The organism is Gemmatimonadaceae bacterium (assembly GCA_040882285.1).
Classification (GTDB): Bacteria; Gemmatimonadota; Gemmatimonadetes; order Gemmatimonadales; family Gemmatimonadaceae; genus JACDCY01.
This window is the reverse complement of record JBBEBQ010000021.1, coordinates 1-15,983: the sequence shown is the minus strand read 5'-3', so window position 1 is coordinate 15,983 and position 15,983 is coordinate 1. Positions and strand designations below refer to the sequence as shown.

15 protein-coding genes are annotated in these 15,983 nt (G+C 67.4%); 5 read left to right on the top strand and 10 right to left on the bottom strand.

Translation table 11 applies throughout. From position 1 onward, the window contains the following. Positions 1 to 53 precede the first annotated feature (53 nt). Positions 54 to 1,436, bottom strand: coding sequence for a hypothetical protein (locus WEA80_11535; protein MEX1187212.1), 1,383 nt, complete (start codon positions 1,434 to 1,436; stop codon positions 54 to 56). Positions 1,437 to 1,526: 90 nt separating this feature from the next. Between WEA80_11535 and WEA80_11530 the strand changes: the two genes are divergently transcribed. The 5 genes from WEA80_11530 (at position 1,527) to WEA80_11510 (ending at position 6,241) form a co-directional block, all read left to right on the top strand. Next, the gene (locus WEA80_11530) at positions 1,527 to 2,417 is read left to right on the top strand and encodes a c-type cytochrome (GenBank protein ID MEX1187211.1); all 891 of its coding nucleotides are present in this window, start codon (positions 1,527 to 1,529) and stop codon (positions 2,415 to 2,417) included. A 34-nt stretch (positions 2,418 to 2,451) separates the two neighbouring features. After that, positions 2,452 to 3,105 carry a hypothetical protein gene (locus tag WEA80_11525; GenBank protein MEX1187210.1) on the top strand — a complete coding sequence of 218 codons (654 nt, stop codon included), beginning with the start codon at positions 2,452 to 2,454 and terminating at the stop codon, positions 3,103 to 3,105. Beyond that, positions 3,105 to 3,485, top strand: coding sequence for a rhodanese-like domain-containing protein (locus WEA80_11520; GenBank protein MEX1187209.1), 381 nt, complete (start codon positions 3,105 to 3,107; stop codon positions 3,483 to 3,485). The genes WEA80_11525 and WEA80_11520 overlap by 1 nt, the downstream gene beginning before the upstream one ends. A 216-nt stretch (positions 3,486 to 3,701) precedes the next feature. Further along, entirely contained in the window at positions 3,702 to 4,151 is a 450-nt protein-coding gene (locus WEA80_11515; GenBank protein MEX1187208.1) for a surface-adhesin E family protein, read from the top strand. Between the two features lie 557 nt (positions 4,152 to 4,708). Further along, entirely contained in the window at positions 4,709 to 6,241 is a 1,533-nt protein-coding gene (locus WEA80_11510) for a hypothetical protein (GenBank protein ID MEX1187207.1), read from the top strand. Between the two features lie 72 nt (positions 6,242 to 6,313). Here the strand turns inward: WEA80_11510 and WEA80_11505 are convergent, their stop codons facing one another. From WEA80_11505 to acnA, 9 genes are all read right to left on the bottom strand, one after another. Further along, positions 6,314 to 7,276: a deoxyhypusine synthase family protein gene (locus tag WEA80_11505; GenBank protein ID MEX1187206.1), complete on the bottom strand. Its 963-nt coding sequence runs from the start codon at positions 7,274 to 7,276 to the stop codon at positions 6,314 to 6,316. A gap of 138 nt (positions 7,277 to 7,414) precedes the next feature. Next, positions 7,415 to 8,023, bottom strand: a complete 609-nt coding sequence (locus tag WEA80_11500; protein MEX1187205.1) for an HD domain-containing protein — start codon at positions 8,021 to 8,023, stop codon at positions 7,415 to 7,417. Continuing rightward, entirely contained in the window at positions 8,020 to 9,195 is a 1,176-nt protein-coding gene (locus WEA80_11495) for a threonine synthase (protein ID MEX1187204.1), read from the bottom strand. The genes WEA80_11500 and WEA80_11495 overlap by 4 nt, the downstream gene beginning before the upstream one ends. Then, positions 9,192 to 9,818 carry a 7-carboxy-7-deazaguanine synthase gene (gene queE / locus WEA80_11490; GenBank protein MEX1187203.1) on the bottom strand — a complete coding sequence of 209 codons (627 nt, stop codon included), beginning with the start codon at positions 9,816 to 9,818 and terminating at the stop codon, positions 9,192 to 9,194. The genes WEA80_11495 and queE overlap by 4 nt, the downstream gene beginning before the upstream one ends. Positions 9,819 to 9,824: 6 nt before the next feature. Then, positions 9,825 to 10,511 (bottom strand): 7-cyano-7-deazaguanine synthase QueC, encoded by a 687-nt coding sequence (gene queC, locus WEA80_11485; GenBank protein ID MEX1187202.1) that lies wholly within the window; start codon positions 10,509 to 10,511, stop codon positions 9,825 to 9,827. A 12-nt stretch (positions 10,512 to 10,523) separates the two neighbouring features. Continuing rightward, the gene (locus WEA80_11480; protein ID MEX1187201.1) at positions 10,524 to 10,931 is read right to left on the bottom strand and encodes a DUF393 domain-containing protein; all 408 of its coding nucleotides are present in this window, start codon (positions 10,929 to 10,931) and stop codon (positions 10,524 to 10,526) included. Position 10,932: 1 nt separating this feature from the next. Continuing rightward, on the bottom strand, positions 10,933 to 12,003 hold the full coding sequence (locus WEA80_11475; GenBank protein ID MEX1187200.1) for an agmatine deiminase family protein: 1,071 nt from the start codon (positions 12,001 to 12,003) through the stop codon (positions 10,933 to 10,935). 64 nt (positions 12,004 to 12,067) lie between these two features. Further along, the gene (locus WEA80_11470) at positions 12,068 to 12,976 is read right to left on the bottom strand and encodes a carbon-nitrogen hydrolase (GenBank protein ID MEX1187199.1); all 909 of its coding nucleotides are present in this window, start codon (positions 12,974 to 12,976) and stop codon (positions 12,068 to 12,070) included. A 13-nt stretch (positions 12,977 to 12,989) separates the two neighbouring features. Continuing rightward, positions 12,990 to 15,773, bottom strand: a complete 2,784-nt coding sequence (acnA, locus tag WEA80_11465; GenBank protein MEX1187198.1) for an aconitate hydratase AcnA — start codon at positions 15,771 to 15,773, stop codon at positions 12,990 to 12,992. Positions 15,774 to 15,983: the final 210 nt, after the last annotated feature.

Sequence of the window (15,983 nt, the reverse complement as noted above, 5' to 3'; positions counted from 1 at the left end):
CCGAGATCACGCGGATGGAGGAGGAGCGAAGAGCCGCGGCGTGAGCCGCGGCTTCACTCGGTGAGCACCTTCGGATCGCCGAGGGTCATGTCGCGCACCGCGCTGTCGTGGCCGAGCACGCGGCGGACGAAGTCGGCCCACCAGTCGGCCTGCGGATCGCGGTCGCGGTAGGCGTCCAGCGCGGCCCACGTCTTGTCGTGGATTTGCTGCGCCCTGTCCAGCGCGTCCTCGCGGGAGATCCCTTCGTGCTTCATCGCGCGGCGGCCGATGCGGGCGTGCAGTACTTCGTCCGCCCAGTCGTAGTCGTGGAAGTGGGCCGACAGCTCGTCGCCGGAAGCGCGCGCGGTCTCGTACTCCGAGCGCTTGCCGACTTCCGCGGGCATCAATGATTGCTCGATGCCGTACAGGATGATCTGCCGCTCGAGCGGGGTGGCGTGCAGGTTGAGCCGGAGCGAGAAGCCGACGTTGAGCGGCAAAGCTTTCCAGTCGACCCCACGCGACTGCAGCGCGACAGTGCCCATCATCGCGTGGCGCGCCTCGTCCCAGAGCTGGCGCGAGTAATCCACCTGCAGATCCCAGGGAAGCTCCGGCCGCTCCGTCATGAACGACGCCATCATCTCCGGCACGTCCATCTCCAGCGTGCGCTTGCACAGGAGCGCGAGGTTCTTTTCGTCGTCCGGCACGCCCTCGGCGTTGTACACGACGTGCGGCGGGAAGTTGAAGTTGTACGCGCCGCTGAACCGCCCGTCCCGCCGGGGGTGCATGTCCGGCTGGAACGGCCCGGCTGCACGAGGCGGAGGAAGCTCGCTCCGTCCGGCAGCCGGCTCGCTCGCGCCGGCGATCCCGCGCGTGCCGAGCAGGTACGCGACGAGATGCTCGCGCCAGTGCTCCGCCAGCGCGCCGGCTTTCGGATTGTCCCGCACGAGCGCGGCCAGGCAGCGATCGCCCCAGGCGATGGCGCTCTCGGTCTCGGGGATGGCGGCCCGCAGCAAGCGCACGGTGGGATTGTCCACGAGGTGGTTGGTCTCGTCGAGATGCGAGCGGTACGCGGCCCAGAGCGCCGGCAGCGCGACGCCGTACACGCCCGCGATCAGCTCGACCGTGCCGCGGCTCCGCTTCAACTCCTCGAAGAAAGCGGCGAGTGATTCGTCCGGCGCCTTGTCGAGCGGCGGGACCGGGCTGCGCATCTCGGCGATGCGGCTCCGCAGCGCGTCCGCGTGCGTCGTGCACTCCCACTGGTGGAGCGCGAGGGCGCACTTGACCTCCCACTGCGGTGTCGCGGGCAGATGCGCGACGACAATGCGCGCGATGCAGAGCTCCGCCCACTGGAAGCGCACAAGGCGACGAACGTTGTCGTCGACGGAGTAGCCGATGGTGCCCGCGTCCAGGTAGGAGCTGATTCCGGCCAGCTCGGGGATGTCGTTCGTGGCCGTCATGGTGCGCCTCTGCTATTGAAAAAACCGCTCCGCGTGCTGCATCTTGTGCAGGGATTCGCCTGAGTCTCACTTCGTCCTAAGATATCCTGCATGGCGCCGATGATTCTCTCCAGCCGTAGTTGCCTGGCCTTCGCGCGGCGGGCGGCCTGCGTATCGCTGCTCGCGGCCGCCGCGTGCGAGCGCCCGGCGGACAGCGCGGACGGGACGCGGCCGGCGGTTGCGGCGACCGCGCCGCACGACTCGCTGATCCCGGATGGGCCGCTGGGAATCTCGATCCGCCGCGGCCGCGCCCTCCTCGCCGCGACGCGCGACAGCCTGCCGGAGCACGTCGGCAACCGGCTCAGCTGCACCAACTGCCACTCCGACAACGGGACGCGGCCGAACGTGATGCCCTGGATGGGTGTGTACGGCCAGTTTCCGCAGTACCGCTCGCGCATCGGCGGAATTCAGACCATCGAGGACCGGATCAGCGACTGCTTCGAGCGCAGCATGAACGGGAAGGCGCTGCCGCACGACAGTCCGGCGCTGCGCGACATGATCGCGTATTTCGCGTTTCTGTCGTGGGGACTGCCGACGGGCGCGAGAGCAGCGGGGCAGGGATTGCCGCCGCTGCAGCCGCTGCCCGGAGACACCGCGCGCGGCGCGGCGATTTTCCTGGCGACGTGCGCGCGGTGTCACGGCGTGAACGGCGACGGCGGCATCGGTCCGCCGGTCTGGGGCGACGGGTCGTACAACATCGGCGCGGGGATGGCGCGCGTTCGGACCGCGGCTGCGTTCGTTCGCGCCGCGATGCCGTTCGACGCGCCCGGGACCCTGACCGAGCAGGCGGCGTTCGACGTCGCCGCGTACATCAATTCGCGGCCCCGCCCGGATTTTCCGGGGAAGGAGTTGGACTGGCCGAAGGGCGATCCGCCGCCGGACGTGGCGTACGAGACTCGCGCCGCGGCCGGGAAGCGGCAGCAGGGCGCGGGGCAGGATTAATTACAGGCAGCCACCAACAACAGCGGAGCTCCACATGACAGAGCAGAACTCGGGCCCCGGCGCACGCCGCCATTTTCTCGCGCAGCTCTCCGGCGGGCTCGCGGCGATAGCCGGCATGACGGCGCCGGTCGCCGCGCAGCAGGTCTCCGCGGCGCTCACCGATCCCGACCACGACGCCTGGATGCAGCGCGCCCGCGGCGAGCACCGGGCGCTCTTCCATGCAACGTCGCCGGGAGATGGAGCGGCGATGCTCATGGCGACGAACTTTCTGGACGTGTACGGCTCGGCGTACGGCGCGCTTCGCGACCATGTCTCCGCGGTCATCGGCGTGCACGGCGCCGCGCTGCCGATCGCGCTGAACGACGGCGCCTGGGACCGGTACGAGCTCGGCAAGCGCATCAACGTGAGCGACCCGGACACGAAGGAGCCGGCGAAGCGGAACGTCTTCGCCGTAGGCGGCCCGTATTCCATGGATACGGCGATCGCCCGCGGCATCGTCCTGCTCGTGTGCAACGTGGCGCTGACCCTCACCGCGGGCTCGATCGCGCGAGCGCGCTCGCTGGTCGCGGCCGACGTGTACAATGACCTCAAGAGCTCGCTCATTCCGGGCGCGATACTGGTGCCCGGGCTGGTGGTGGCGATCAGCCGCGCGCAGGAGAAGGGCTTCACTTACATCCGCGCGTCCTGATGGCGGTGGTCGCGCACTCTCCCGGCTTTCTCAAGCTCGTCGAGAGCGTACGTCCCTCGGTGCGCGAGGTGGAGGTGGCCGAGGCGCGGCGCCGTACCGCGGAGGGCGCGATCCTGGTTGACGTGCGCGAGGACAGGGAATGGGACGCGGGCCATGCCCGCGGCGCGATGCACATCGGCAAGGGCGTGATCGAGCGCGACGTCGAGCAGAAGATACCGGACGCCGACGCGGAGATCATTCTGTATTGCGGGGGCGGATTCCGGTCGGCACTGGCGGCGGACTCCCTGAAAAAGATGGGGTACCGGAACGTGGCGTCGATGGCGGGCGGCTGGCGGGCGTGGGAGGCGGCCGACGGCGAGATAGAGTCGGGTAAGGGCTAACTACCACATAGAACTGATAAGCCGCGAGCGGCCAGCGGGAAGCTGCCAGCTACGAGTCGCGGGCGATGTTTACCTTTCGGGCACATCGACCGGCGACTCGGGTATGAATTCAGACTGGTCCGCTTACTGCGTTTGAGGAGTTGACCGGCCCGGAATACCTTTCGGAGCCCGTGAATCGACAGCTAATAGCCAACAGCCAATAGCCAACAGCCTACTATGACCAAGACTTTTCTCGGTTTTGCCCTTGCCGGAGCGATCGGCGCGATGCTCGTCCCGAGCGATGCCGCCGCGCAGAGCGCGTGGCGGACGATCCACAGCGACTCGCGGATGACCGTGGCGCTCGATACCAGCAGAGTTCGCACGTCCGACGAGGGATCGCACATCGTGTTCGTGCGCTGGGATTACGCTACCGCGCGTCGCGCGGAGAGCCGCCGCAACTACACGCGCATGGTGCAGCAAGTCCAACTCAAGTGCTCGCCCATCCGCATCAAGCGAATCAGCGCGACGCTGTACTCCTCGCAGGGCCGCGTGGTGGAAGAGGTTCCCGCGGTGAGCCGCCGCGTTCTCTCCAACATGGCGTGGGATCCGCCGCGCGCGAGGTCGGAAGGCGCGCGGGTGTATCCGGTGCTGTGTCAGACCTTGACCCGGCGGCCGGCGCGGGAATAGCGTTTCTGTAACTGCAAAGGAAGGAGACCCGCGGAAGCGGGTCTTTTTTTGTGATTGCCACGGAGAGCTGAATAGCCGGAGCTGCCAGAGGGAAGCACGCTGTCATTCGGTCCAACCGGTCAGAACGACTGCTATTGGGACGGCTAGACGCAAAGCAATTCGCAAAGACCATCGCGTTTTGCGAGATCGTGGGAGCGGGTGAGAATTGATGTTACGAATTCTGCGGATCGCTAAACCGATGGTGCAAACGACTTTGCGACGTGTACGAAGTATACGCGTGACGGGCCGTCGAATCCCGTGTCCTATGCATAGCGGAACGCCGGATTCAGTTTTTGATCCGGGCCGGTGTGCGGGTCCCCCGCTCCGCCAGGGCTCTCAGCCATCAGGGTATGATGACAATGCTTAGCAGACATCTGGTCGCGGCAACTGCCGTTACTATCGCGCTCGCTTCAAGCGCCGCCGCGCAGCAATCCACGCGTAGGCCGACAACGCGACCGCCGGCGACGCGTCCATCGACAGCGCGTCCGGCGACAACGGCGACCCCAGCGAAGCCGATCGTGGTTGTGCTACCGGTCGACGAAACGCCGGGAGATTCCATTCGTACGATCATTCAGCGGGACCTCGACTACGGCGATCGGCTCACGCCGCTCGCAATCGTGGCTTCCCGCGTCCAGCCGATGGCGCCGGCCGGCGGGAGCGTCAATTACTCTTTTTTCGCCAACCTCAAGGTGAAGGCGATCGTGGCGCCGCGCCGCACCTCCACCGGACTACGGGTGGCTGTGTACGACGTGGCCACGAAGGCGCTGGTGCGCGAGGCGGACTTCGCTCTGCCGGGAGTGCCGCCGTCACGCGAATCGGCAATCCGCGACTCGGTGATCAGAGCATGGGAGCAGCGCGATCTGGAATCGCGTGCGGCTCTGGTGCGCACGAGCGCCCAACGGGACGCGCTCGCGGCTGAGGCCGCCAGGCCGCCGAACCGCAACCGCAGGAAAGCGGAAGCCGACGCCGCGCGACGCGAGTCGCGGCTGCGCCGACTGGCTTCGGAAGATTCAACCGTACGAGCGCGAATCACGCGGGACATCGCGCAGCGCGACGCCGCCCTGCCTTCGCTGGTGGCGCAGGATTTCGCTCGGCGGGAGTCGTCGATATTGGCGCAGCGTTTCGCCATACATGGAATATCGGACGAAGTGCAGCATTGGCTGACCGGCCAGCGCGGGATGGCGCAGAGCCGTGTCGCATACATCTACAATGGCCAGCTCTACGTGATAGACAGCGACGGAGCGAACAACCGTCCGGCGACGGTGGGCGGTACCGCGCTTTCACCTTCGTGGCACCCGAGCGGAACGCGCGTGGTATTCGCGGACATGAACGACGCGGGCACACAGATAGTGGAAGCCAATCTGGTTACGGGCGACTTGCGCGAGTTCTCGGCAACGCCGCGTGGACTCAACCTGACTCCGGTGTACACGCCGGACGGACGCTCGGTAGTGTACGCGCACGCGCGGGATGCGGGCGCGGACCTGGTTATCACGAATCTGAACGAAGGAGCCCGGGCGCGCCGCATTTCGAGCCTGGAATTGTACGACAGGTCCTCACCTTCGTTTAGTCCGGACGGGCGGAAGCTCGCGTTCATCTCGCCACGGTCGTGGCAGGGAACGCGGATGACGCCGCAGGTCTTCACGATGAATCTGGACGGAAGCGAGGAGAAGCAGCTGACTCCGAGCGTCAAGGGAGTGCGCAGCTATCGGACGAGCCCGGACTGGTCGCCGGATGGCCAGCGCGTGGCGTACATGCAGCAGAACGGCGATATGCAGGTGTGGATGATCGACGTGCGGACTCAGAGCATGAAGCGGCTGACCACCCGCGCCGAGAACGAGGACCCGAGCTGGGCTCCCGACAATCGACACATCGCCATCGCGTCAACGCGCGGCGGCACCAAGGAGATCTGGGTGATGGACGTCGAGAGCGGGAGGATGCGCCAGCTGACAAAGGCGAACGGCGCGCGGTTGCCCTCGTGGTCGCCGACGATCCGACCCGAGGCGGCAATGCCCGTGGCGGTAGCTAGACGGGGAGAAGCCGGCGGGAAGTAATTGGGAAAGACGCTACGTGCTGCGTGCTGCGCCCTGGCTTGTTTGGGCGCAGTACGCAGCACGCAGTGTAGTTCACCAGCCTAATACGAGCGCAAAAACCAGCGGAGCGACGATCGATGCATCCGACTCGATCACGTGCTTCGGCGTCTCCTTGCCCAGCTTGCCCCACGTGATCTTCTCGTTCGGCACCGCGCCTGAATAGGAGCCGTAGCTCGTCGTAGAATCGCTTATCTGGCAGAAGTAGCCCCACAGCGGCACGCTCTCGCGCCTCAGATCCTGGTGCAGCATCGGCACCACGCAGATCGGAAAGTCGCCCGCGATTCCGCCGCCTATCTGAAAGAAGCCAACCGAGCTTCGCGGCGCGATCTCGGTGTACCAACCGGCGAGCTGCGTCATGTACTCGATGCCGGTGCGGACGGTGTGCACGTTCTTCACGTCGCCGGAGATGACGTGCGCGGCGAACATGTTGCCGAGCGTCGAGTCCTCCCAACCCGGGACGAACATCGGCAGGTTCTTCCCCGCGGCGGCGACCAGCCATGAATCCTTCGGATCGATCTGATAGCTGTCCTCGAGCTGCCCGCTGAGGATGATCCGGTACATGAACTCGTGCGGGAAGTACCGCTCGCCCTTCTGGTCCGCCGCGACCCACTCCGCCAGCACCTCGTTCTCGATCCGGCGCATCGCCTCCATCTCGGGGATGCAGGTGTCGGTGACCCGGTTCATGTGCCGGCGAAGCAGGTCCTCCTCCTGCTCGGCGGTGAGCGACCGGTAGTGGGGGACGCGCTCGTAATGCTGGTGCGCGACGAGATTGAAGACGTCCTCCTCGAGGTTCGCGCCGGTGCACGACACCGCGTGCACCTTGTCCTGCCGGATCATCTCGGCCAGCGACAGACCCAGCTCGGCCGTGCTCATCGCGCCGGCGAGCGTCACCAGCATCCTCCCGCCGCCGTCCAGATGCGCGACGTAATCATCGGCCGCGTCGATCAGCGCCGCCGCGTTGAAGTGGCGGAAGTGGTGGCGGGCGAATGCGCTCACGGGGCCCGTGGAGGAAGCGGCTTTCGGTTTGCGTGACATGTTGGTGACTGGTGACTAGTGACTAGTGACTAGTAACAGCGGTTGGAAGCGCGGGAAGGGTCTCGGCATTGGGGTCGTTTGGCAGTTACTAGTCACTAGTCACGAGTCACTAGTCACATTTCCCTGCAAGCCGAGCTCTGCTGCGCGCGACTGCATGGCCTCCACGACGAAGGCAATGTGCTCATCCAGGTCCACGCCCAGCTCCTCCGCGCCGCGGATCACGTCCTCGCGGCTCACGCCGCGCGCGAAGGCCTTGTCCTTCATCTTCTTCCGCACCGACCGCGCTTCCACGTCGTGCACGCTGCGCGAGGGCTTCACCAGCGCGGTGGCCGTGATCAGCCCGGTCAGCTCGTCCACCGCGAACAGCGTCTTCGCCATCGCCGATTCGCGCGGCACGCCCGTGTAGCTCGCGTGTCCCATGATCGCGTCGAGGATGTCCGCGGGATATCCCCGCTCGCGGAGCACGCCCACGCCGTGGCTGGGGTGCTCCTCGGTCGCCGAATGCGCGTCGTTCGGGAATCGCTCGTAGTCGAAGTCGTGCAGCAGTCCCGCCAATCCCCACCGCTCCGGGTCCTGGCCGAGCCGCTCCGCGTAGGCTCGCATCGCTGCTTCGACGGACAGCATGTGCTTGCGCAGCGATTCGCTCGCCGTGTACTCCTGCATCAGCGCCAGCGCGCTGTCACGCTCGGGGAGAGTTGTTTCGGTCATTGCGTGTAGGTGTCGAGGTATTTGACGCCCGCGGCGGTGTTGAAGATTACCACGCGATCAGCGGATTTGATCGCTCCGCTCGCGAGCAGGCTCCGCACGGCCGGAACGCAGGCTCCGCCCTCGGGACAGGCGAAGATCCCCTCGAGCCGCGCGATGTCGCGCGCGCCCTGGATGAGCTCGGCGTCGCTCACCGCCACCGCGGCGCCGCCCGATTCGCGGAGCGCGTCGAGGATGAGGAAATCGCCAATCGCCTTCGGAACGCGCAGTCCCGACGCGATAGTCGCGGCGTTGGGGAATTCGTCGGCGAAGCGCGCGCCGCTCTCGAACGCGCGCACGATGGGCGCGCACCCCTCGGCCTGCACCGAGATCATTCGCGGGCGCTCCGGACCGATCCACCCCAGCTCCTCCATCTCGGCGAACGCCTTCCACATGCCGATCAATCCCGTGCCGCCGCCCGTCGGATATACGATCACGTCGGGGAGTATCCAGCCGAGCTGCTCGGCAAGCTCGTAGCCGAGCGTCTTCTTCCCCTCGACGCGGTACGGCTCCTTCAGCGTGGAGACGTCGAACCAGCCCTCGGCCTCCTTGCCGCGCGCGACCTCGGCGCCGCAATCGGTGATGAGCCCTTCGACCAGCCGTACGTGCGCGCCGGTGAACGTCGTCTCGATGACGTTGGCGCGCGGCGTGTCGCGCGGCATGAACAGATACGCCTCGATGTTCGCGCGGGCGGCGTACGCCGCGAGCGCTCCGCCCGCGTTGCCGGCCGAGGGCGCGGCGAGCTTGGAGACGCCGAGCTCCTTCGCGCGCGAGACCGCGACGGCCATGCCGCGCGCCTTGAAGCTCTGCGTCGGATTGCCGGACTCGTCCTTGATGTAGAGCGCTTCGCAACCCAGCTCCGCTCCCAGCCGCGGCGCGGGCACCAGCGGCGTGGACCCTTCGCCCAGCGAGACGATGTTGCCGACGTCCGCAACCGGCAGCACCTCGGCGTAGCGCCACAGATCGCTCCGCCGCGCCCGCAGCGACTCGATGGTGAGCGTCTCGCCCGCGGTCTTCAGATCGTAGCGCGCGAGCAGCGGCTTGCCGCAATGCGTGCACACGCCCTGCACGCGCGCCGCGTCGTGCTCGGCGCCGCACGCGCCGCACTCGAGGTGAGTCAGCGAAGAGTAGTTCATCGTATTCCCAGCAACTTGTGCGTTTGCAGGCTCAGTCTCCAGCGGGGGTGCGCCAGGCAATACTCCAGCGCCAGTCGGGTGTTGCGCTCCACGTCCGGCCCGTCCATGGGCTGGAGAAAAAAATGATCGAAGCTCAGCGACTCAAACTTCTCCGGCGGCGCCAGCTCCTGCGGAAAGACCAGCTTCAGCTCGTCGCCGGACTGAAGTACCAGCTCCGCTTCGGCTTTGGGGCTGACGCAGATCCAGTCGATTCCAGCCGGCGCCGGCTGCGTGCCGTTGCTCTCCACGGCGACTTCGATGCCGCGGGCGTGGAACGCGTCGATCGCCGCGTCGTCGAGCTGCAGCAGCGGCTCGCCGCCGGTGCATACGACGAACGGACGCGCGTCCAGCGCCGGCCACTTCGCCGCGACCGCGGCGGCCAGCTCGTCGGCCGTCGCGAACTTTCCGCCATCGGGGCCGACGCCCACGAAGTCGGTGTCGCAGAAGGTGCAGACGGCGGAGTCGCGGTCCTGCTCGCGGCCGCTCCAGAGGTTGCACCCCGCGAACCGGCAGAACACGGCCGGGCGGCCGGCGTGCGCGCCTTCGCCCTGCAGCGTGTAGAATATCTCCTTGACCGTGTACACGCCCGGTCAGCCCGCGTACGCGATGGGATCCACCAGCCCGGCTTCCGCGAACCCGCGCCGCCGGAGCTGACACGAGTCGCACTCGCCGCACGCGCGTCCCGCGGGATCCGGATCGTAGCAGCTCGTGGTGCTCGCGTAATTCACTCCGAGGTCCGTTCCCAGCCGGATGATCTCCGTCTTGGAGAGGTCGATCAGCGGCGCGTGGATCGAGAACGTGCCGCCGGTGGTGCCCGCCTTCGTCGCGACGTTCGCAAGCTTCTCGAAGGCGCGGATGAATTCCGGTCGGCAGTCGGGGTAGCCGCTGTAGTCGAGCGCGTTCACGCCGATGAAGATGTCGAAGGCGCCGATCACCTCGGCCCAGCCGAGCGCGAGCGAGAGCAGCAGAGTGTTGCGCGCGGGCACGTACGTGACGGGGATGCGGTCAGCCGTGGGATCCTCGTTCTTCGGCACGGCCATGTCGGCGGTGAGCGCGGACCCGCCGATCGCGCGCAGATCCACTTGCACCACGACGTGCTGCGCGGCGGCGAGGTCGCGCGCGACGCGCTTAGCGGCGTCGAGCTCCGCCACGTGCCTTTGGCCGTAGTCGAGGCTCAGCGCGTGCAGCTGGAACCCGTCGCGTATCGCGATCGCGGCGGTAGTGGCCGAGTCGAGACCGCCGCTGAGCAGTACCACTGCTTTTCCCGAATCTCTCATCCTACCGAAAAGCTATCCGCTTCCCGGGCGCGGATGGGCCCGGCAGTGCACGCCGCAGCCCAGGTGATAGCGGTTCCGCGCGAACCAGCGGTAGAATCTGTCCGCGAGCCCCCGGACGAGCGGAACGCGAAAGATCCACGCGATCCAGCGTCCACGCGGGAGCACGTCGAGGAGCTGCTCGACCGCGGCCGCTCCCTCCCACGTCCTGCCATCGGTCGCGCGCACGAGCTGCATGGAATCCGGGAAGGCGCGCTCCGGTATCCAGGGAAAGCGGACGTCGAGCCCCGGAGTCTGTGATGGGATGATCTCGAGCGCTTCGCGCCGGTCCCACTTCCGCAGCGCCGCGACGAGCTTGTTGCACACCCTGCAGTGGCCGTCGTACACCACCGTGTAGGCGGGCGCGGGTCCCGCGGTGCGCACGCTACGTCCGCTGCGGCCCGTGGTTCGCCTTGGGCTGCTGCTGCGTCAGACAGTGGATCGTGCCGAGTCCCCACACCAGATCGGTGGCGTGGATCCCGACCACGCGCCGGCCGGGAAAGAGATCCGCCAGCGCGTGCATGGCGATGCGGTCGGCGGGATCGTTGAAGGTGGGCACCAGGACGGAGTTGTTGCAGACGTAGAAGTTGGCGTAGCTCGCAGGCAACCGCTCGCCGCGCATCATCACGGGCTCCGGAAACGGAAGCCTGACTACGTGCAGCGGGCGCTCGCGCGACGCGTGCCGCAGGCGCCGCAGGTTGTCGCGCGAGCGCTCGTGATTCTCGTCGGCCGGATCCTCCTCGTACGCGAGCGCGACGGTGTCGACCGACGTGAAGCGGGCGACGTCGTCGATGTGGCCGTGCGTGTCGTCGCCCACGCAGCCCTCACCCAGCCATACGGTACGAGTGATCCCCAGGTATCGCGCGAATGCATCCTCGTACTGCTTGCGCGTCATTCCCGGGTTGCGCACCTGCGCGTTCGACAGCAACCACTCTTCCGTGACGAGCAGAGTGCCGGCGCCGTCGGTCTCGATCCCGCCGCCCTCGAGCACGAGCGGGCCGGCGCGGTCGGGCCGCTGCGCGCGCTGCAGCGGGACGCCGCTGATGTCGCTGACCGCGTCCGGCACCTGCGCGTCGAGCGCATAATTGGCGTACTTGGCCCAGCCGTTGAATTCCCATCCGACCCACTCGAGCGATCCGTCGCGCATGACCGCCGTAGGAGCCGAGTCGCGCAGCCAGACGCGGTCAGTGGGAACGATGTGCAGCCGGAAGCGCGCGGGGTCCACGTGATGCGCCGCGAGCTTCCCGGCCGCGAGATCGCGCGAGCCCTCGTCGTTGCACAGGATCTCGACCGGCTCGGACTGCGCGAGCGCGCGCGCGATCTCGGCGTACACCCAGGTGACCGCTTCGAGCTTGCCCGGCCAGTCCGGCTCGTGGTGCGGCCAGGCGATCCACGTCGACTGATGCGGCTCCCACTCGGCGGGCATGCGCGGCGGGGCCGAAGCTCCGGGTGTCATCCCAGCGGAATCCAAGTGGGGAGTGTGGCAGTTAGGAGGTGGGAGTGCGGAGAGGCCTACGGCGCTAGCGGCCGATGTAGCGGTTGAGGATCTGGCCGTAAGCGTCGATGCGGCGGTCGCGGAGGAAGGGCCAACTGCGGCGGGTGGACTCGATCACGGCGGGGTCACACTGCGCCACCAGCACTTCGGGCTCCGTTCCGGCCTCGACCAGCATTCGGCCGAAGGGATCGGCGATGAACGAGTGGCCGAAGAACTCGAGCCCCTTGGTGCCGGGCTCGTCCTCGTGCCCGCACCGGTTCGGCGACGCCACGTACACGCCGTTCGCGATCGCGTGCGCGCGCTGCGCCGTCTGCCACGCCTGCACCTGCGCCTCGCCGAATTCGTCCTTCTCCGACGGGTGCCAGCCGATCGCGGTCGGATAAAAAATCACTTCGGCGCCGAGCAGCGCCGTGATGCGCGCCGCTTCCGGATACCACTGGTCCCAGCAGATGAGCACGCCGATGGTCGCGTACCGCGTCTTCCAGACCGCGAACCCGCCGGTAGTGTTGGAGGCGGTCTGCGCATCACCCGGCGTGAAGTAAAACTTCTCGTTGTACAGCGGATCGTCCGGGATGTGCATCTTGCGGTACACGCCCAGCAGCTCGCCGTCGGCGTCGAGCACGGCGGCCGAGTTGCGGTACACGCCCGCCGCCTGCCGCTCGAACAGCGGGACAACGATCACGACTGCCAGCTCCTTCGCGACCGCGGCCAGCCGGTCGGTCGTAGGGCCGGGGACGGGCTCGGCGAGATCGAACCGCTCGACCTGCTGCGACTTGCAGAAGTACGGCGCGTTGAACAGCTCCTGGAGGCAGACGATCTGCGCGCCGCGGCCCGCGGCCTCGCGCACGCGCTCGATGGCGCGATCCACGTTGGCCGCGACGTCGCCGGTGACCTTCTCCTGGATGATGCCGACGGTGAACGGCTTTCCCGTCATCGCGCGCCCGCGCTCAATGCAGCAGCTGGCGCAACACGTACGGGAGAATCCCGCCGTGCCGGTAGTAGCTGAGCTCTTCCGGCGTGTCGATGCGGGCGCGCGCACGGAACGTCTTCACTTCGCCGCCTGACGCCACCGCGCGCACGGTGAGCACGGAGCGCGGCTGCAGCGTCTCGTCGAGCCCCTCGATGTCGTACGTCTCGAAGCCCGAGAGACCCAGCGTCTCGCGCGTTTCGTCGCTCACGAACTCCAGCGGCAGGACGCCCATCCCCACGAGATTCGAGCGATGGATCCGCTCGAACGACTCCGCGATCACGGCGCGCACGCCGAGCAGCGCGGTTCCCTTGGCGGCCCAGTCGCGGGACGATCCGGTGCCGTACTCCTTCCCGGCGATTACCAGCAAGGGAGTGCGCGCGGCCTTATAGCTCATCGCCGCGTCGTACAGCGGCACGGGCTCGCCGCCGGGAGCGAGCGCAGTCCACCAACCTTCCTTTCCCGGCGAAAGCTCGTTGCGCAGGCGGATGTTGGCGAACGTCCCCCGCATCATCACTTCGTGGTTGCCGCGGCGCGATCCGTACGAGTTGAACTCGCGGGACTTCACGCCCTGGTCGATCAGCCACTTGCCCGCGGGGCTCGCGGCCGGGATCGAGCCCGCCGGCGAGATGTGGTCGGTGGTGATCGAGTCGCCGAACTTTCCGAGCAAGCGCGCGCCGCGGATCGGGCGCACGCCTGGCGGCTCCAGCGTCATCCCGTCGAAGAACGGTGGGTTCTTCACGTACGTGGACTGGGCGTCCCACTCGTACAGGTCGCCGGTCGGCGTCGGGAGCGAGCGCCAGTTGTCGTCGCCGTCGAAGACGTTGGCGTACTGCGTCGTGAACATCTCCTGCTTGACGGAGCGAAGGATCTCGTCCTCGACTTCCTTTGGCGCGGGCCAAATGTCGCGGAGGTACACCGGCCCGTCCTTGCCCGGACCGATTGGCTCGGTGTTGAAGTCGATGTCCATGCGGCCGGCCAGCGCGTACGCCACGACCAGGGGCGGCGACGCGAGATAGTTGAACCGCGTGTGCGGGTTGATCCGCCCCTCGAAGTTGCGGTTGCCCGACAGCACTGCCGCGACCACGAGCTTGTGCTCCTCGACGGCGGCGGAGATCGGCTCGGGCAGAGGGCCCGAGTTGCCGATGCACGTCGTGCAGCCGTATCCGACCGTATGGAAGCGGAGGGCGTCGAGCGCGTCCGTGACTCCGGCTTTGGCGAAGTAGTCCGTCACGACCTTGGAGCCGGGCGCGAGGCTGGTCTTCACCCACGGCTTGGTGGAGAGTCCCTTCGCCACCGCCTTGCGGGCGAGCAGCCCGGCGGCGAGCATCACGCTCGGGTTGGAGGTGTTGGTGCAGCTGGTGATCGCCGCGATCACTACGGAGCCGTGCCGCAGCGGGAAGGTGACCCCGTCCATCTCCACCGGCACCGCGCCGTGCATGTGCTGCTGCTCTTCCGCGGTAGCGGCGACGGTGTTCGGCTCGAGCCCCGGCGCGGCCGACACGTTCGTGGCCTGGCGCACGGTCGCGAGCGCCTGAAGCGTGCCCGCTTTCGCAAGCTCGGACTCGAGCGATTCGCGGAAGAGCTGCTTGGCCATCTTGAGCGGCACGCGGTCCTGCGGCCGTTTCGGTCCCGCGAGGCTCGGCTCGACGGTGCTCAGATCGAGCTCGGCCGTGTCGTTGAAGACAGGGTCGGGTGTGGCGTCGGTGCGGAAGATCCCCTGCTCCTTGCAGTACCGCTCGACCAGCTCGACGTGCGCGGGATCGCGGCCGGTGAGCCGCAGGTAGCGGAGAGTCTCGTCGTCCACCGGAAAAAAGCCCATGGTCGCGCCGTACTCCGGCGCCATGTTCCCGATCGTCGCGCGGTCGGCGAGCGACAGGTTGCTCAGCCCCGGCCCGTAGAACTCGACGAACTTTCCGACGACTTTCTTTTGCCGCAGGATCTGCGTCACGGTGAGAACGAGGTCCGTCGCGGTCGCGCCCGGCGGCAGCTCGCCGTGCAGCTTGAAGCCGACGACTTCGGGTATCAGCATCGAGACGGGCTGGCCCAGCATGGCGGCCTCGGCTTCGATTCCGCCTACGCCCCAGCCGAGCACGCCGAGCCCGTTGATCATGGTGGTGTGCGAGTCCGTGCCCACGAGCGAGTCGGGATACGCGTGCATCTCGCCGTCGAACTGGTGGGAGAACACCACGCTCGCGAGGTACTCGAGATTCACCTGGTGCACGATGCCGGTGTCGGGCGGCACCACGCGGAAGTTGCGCAGCGCGCCCTGGCCCCAGCGCAGGAACGCGTACCGCTCCTGATTCCGCTCGAACTCGCGGTTGGCGTTGATGAGGAACGCCGCGTCCGAGCCGTACTCGTCCACCTGCACCGAGTGGTCGATCACGAGATCGACCGGCTGCAGCGGGTTGATGCGCTTGGGGTCGCCGCCCAGCCGGGCGAGCGCGTCCCGCATGGCCGCGAGATCCACGACGGCCGGCACGCCGGTGAAATCCTGCAGCAGCACTCTCGCCGTCCGGAACGCGATCTCCTTCTGCGCGTACGGCGCGAGCGCCCACTTCGCGAGCGATTCTACGTCGGCGGGGCGGACGAACGCGCCGTCCTCGTTCCGCAGGAGGTTCTCCAGCAGGATCTTGAGGCTGACGGGCAGCTTCTCGGCGGTCGAGCCGGCGACGCGCGAGAGGGAGTCGAGCCGGAAGATCGTGTATTCGTTGCCTGCGGCGGCGAGCCTGGCCCGCGCTCCAAATGAGTTGGGATGACTCATCTGGGACAATCTAGCGTACGGTGGGTCCTGGCTGCGCGGCCGGGGCATCTCATTTCGGCGCTACGCTCGCAAACAGCGCGAGCTAAGACGCGCCTGCATGAGACGCCCTGGCCGCGCAGCCCCCGGCATTTTCGCAAGCCAACAGCGGTTACTAGTCACTAGTCACTAGTCACTAGTCACTAGTCACTAGTCACTAGTCACTAGTCACTA

Bases quoted from the DNA above. Each gene is read 5' to 3' on its own strand.
- WEA80_11535 (MEX1187212.1), bottom strand. From the start codon at position 1,436: ATGACGGCCACGAACGACATCCCCGAGCTGGCCGGAATCAGCTCCTAC.
- WEA80_11530 (MEX1187211.1), top strand. From the start codon at position 1,527: ATGGCGCCGATGATTCTCTCCAGCCGTAGTTGCCTGGCCTTCGCGCGG.
- WEA80_11525 (MEX1187210.1), top strand. From the start codon at position 2,452: ATGACAGAGCAGAACTCGGGCCCCGGCGCACGCCGCCATTTTCTCGCG.
- WEA80_11520 (MEX1187209.1), top strand. From the start codon at position 3,105: ATGGCGGTGGTCGCGCACTCTCCCGGCTTTCTCAAGCTCGTCGAGAGC.
- WEA80_11515 (MEX1187208.1), top strand. From the start codon at position 3,702: ATGACCAAGACTTTTCTCGGTTTTGCCCTTGCCGGAGCGATCGGCGCG.
- WEA80_11500 (MEX1187205.1), bottom strand. From the start codon at position 8,023: ATGACCGAAACAACTCTCCCCGAGCGTGACAGCGCGCTGGCGCTGATG.
- WEA80_11495 (MEX1187204.1), bottom strand. From the start codon at position 9,195: ATGAACTACTCTTCGCTGACTCACCTCGAGTGCGGCGCGTGCGGCGCC.
- queC (MEX1187202.1), bottom strand. From the start codon at position 10,511: ATGAGAGATTCGGGAAAAGCAGTGGTACTGCTCAGCGGCGGTCTCGAC.
- WEA80_11475 (MEX1187200.1), bottom strand. From the start codon at position 12,003: ATGACACCCGGAGCTTCGGCCCCGCCGCGCATGCCCGCCGAGTGGGAG.
- WEA80_11470 (MEX1187199.1), bottom strand. From the start codon at position 12,976: ATGACGGGAAAGCCGTTCACCGTCGGCATCATCCAGGAGAAGGTCACC.
- acnA (MEX1187198.1), bottom strand. From the start codon at position 15,773: ATGAGTCATCCCAACTCATTTGGAGCGCGGGCCAGGCTCGCCGCCGCA.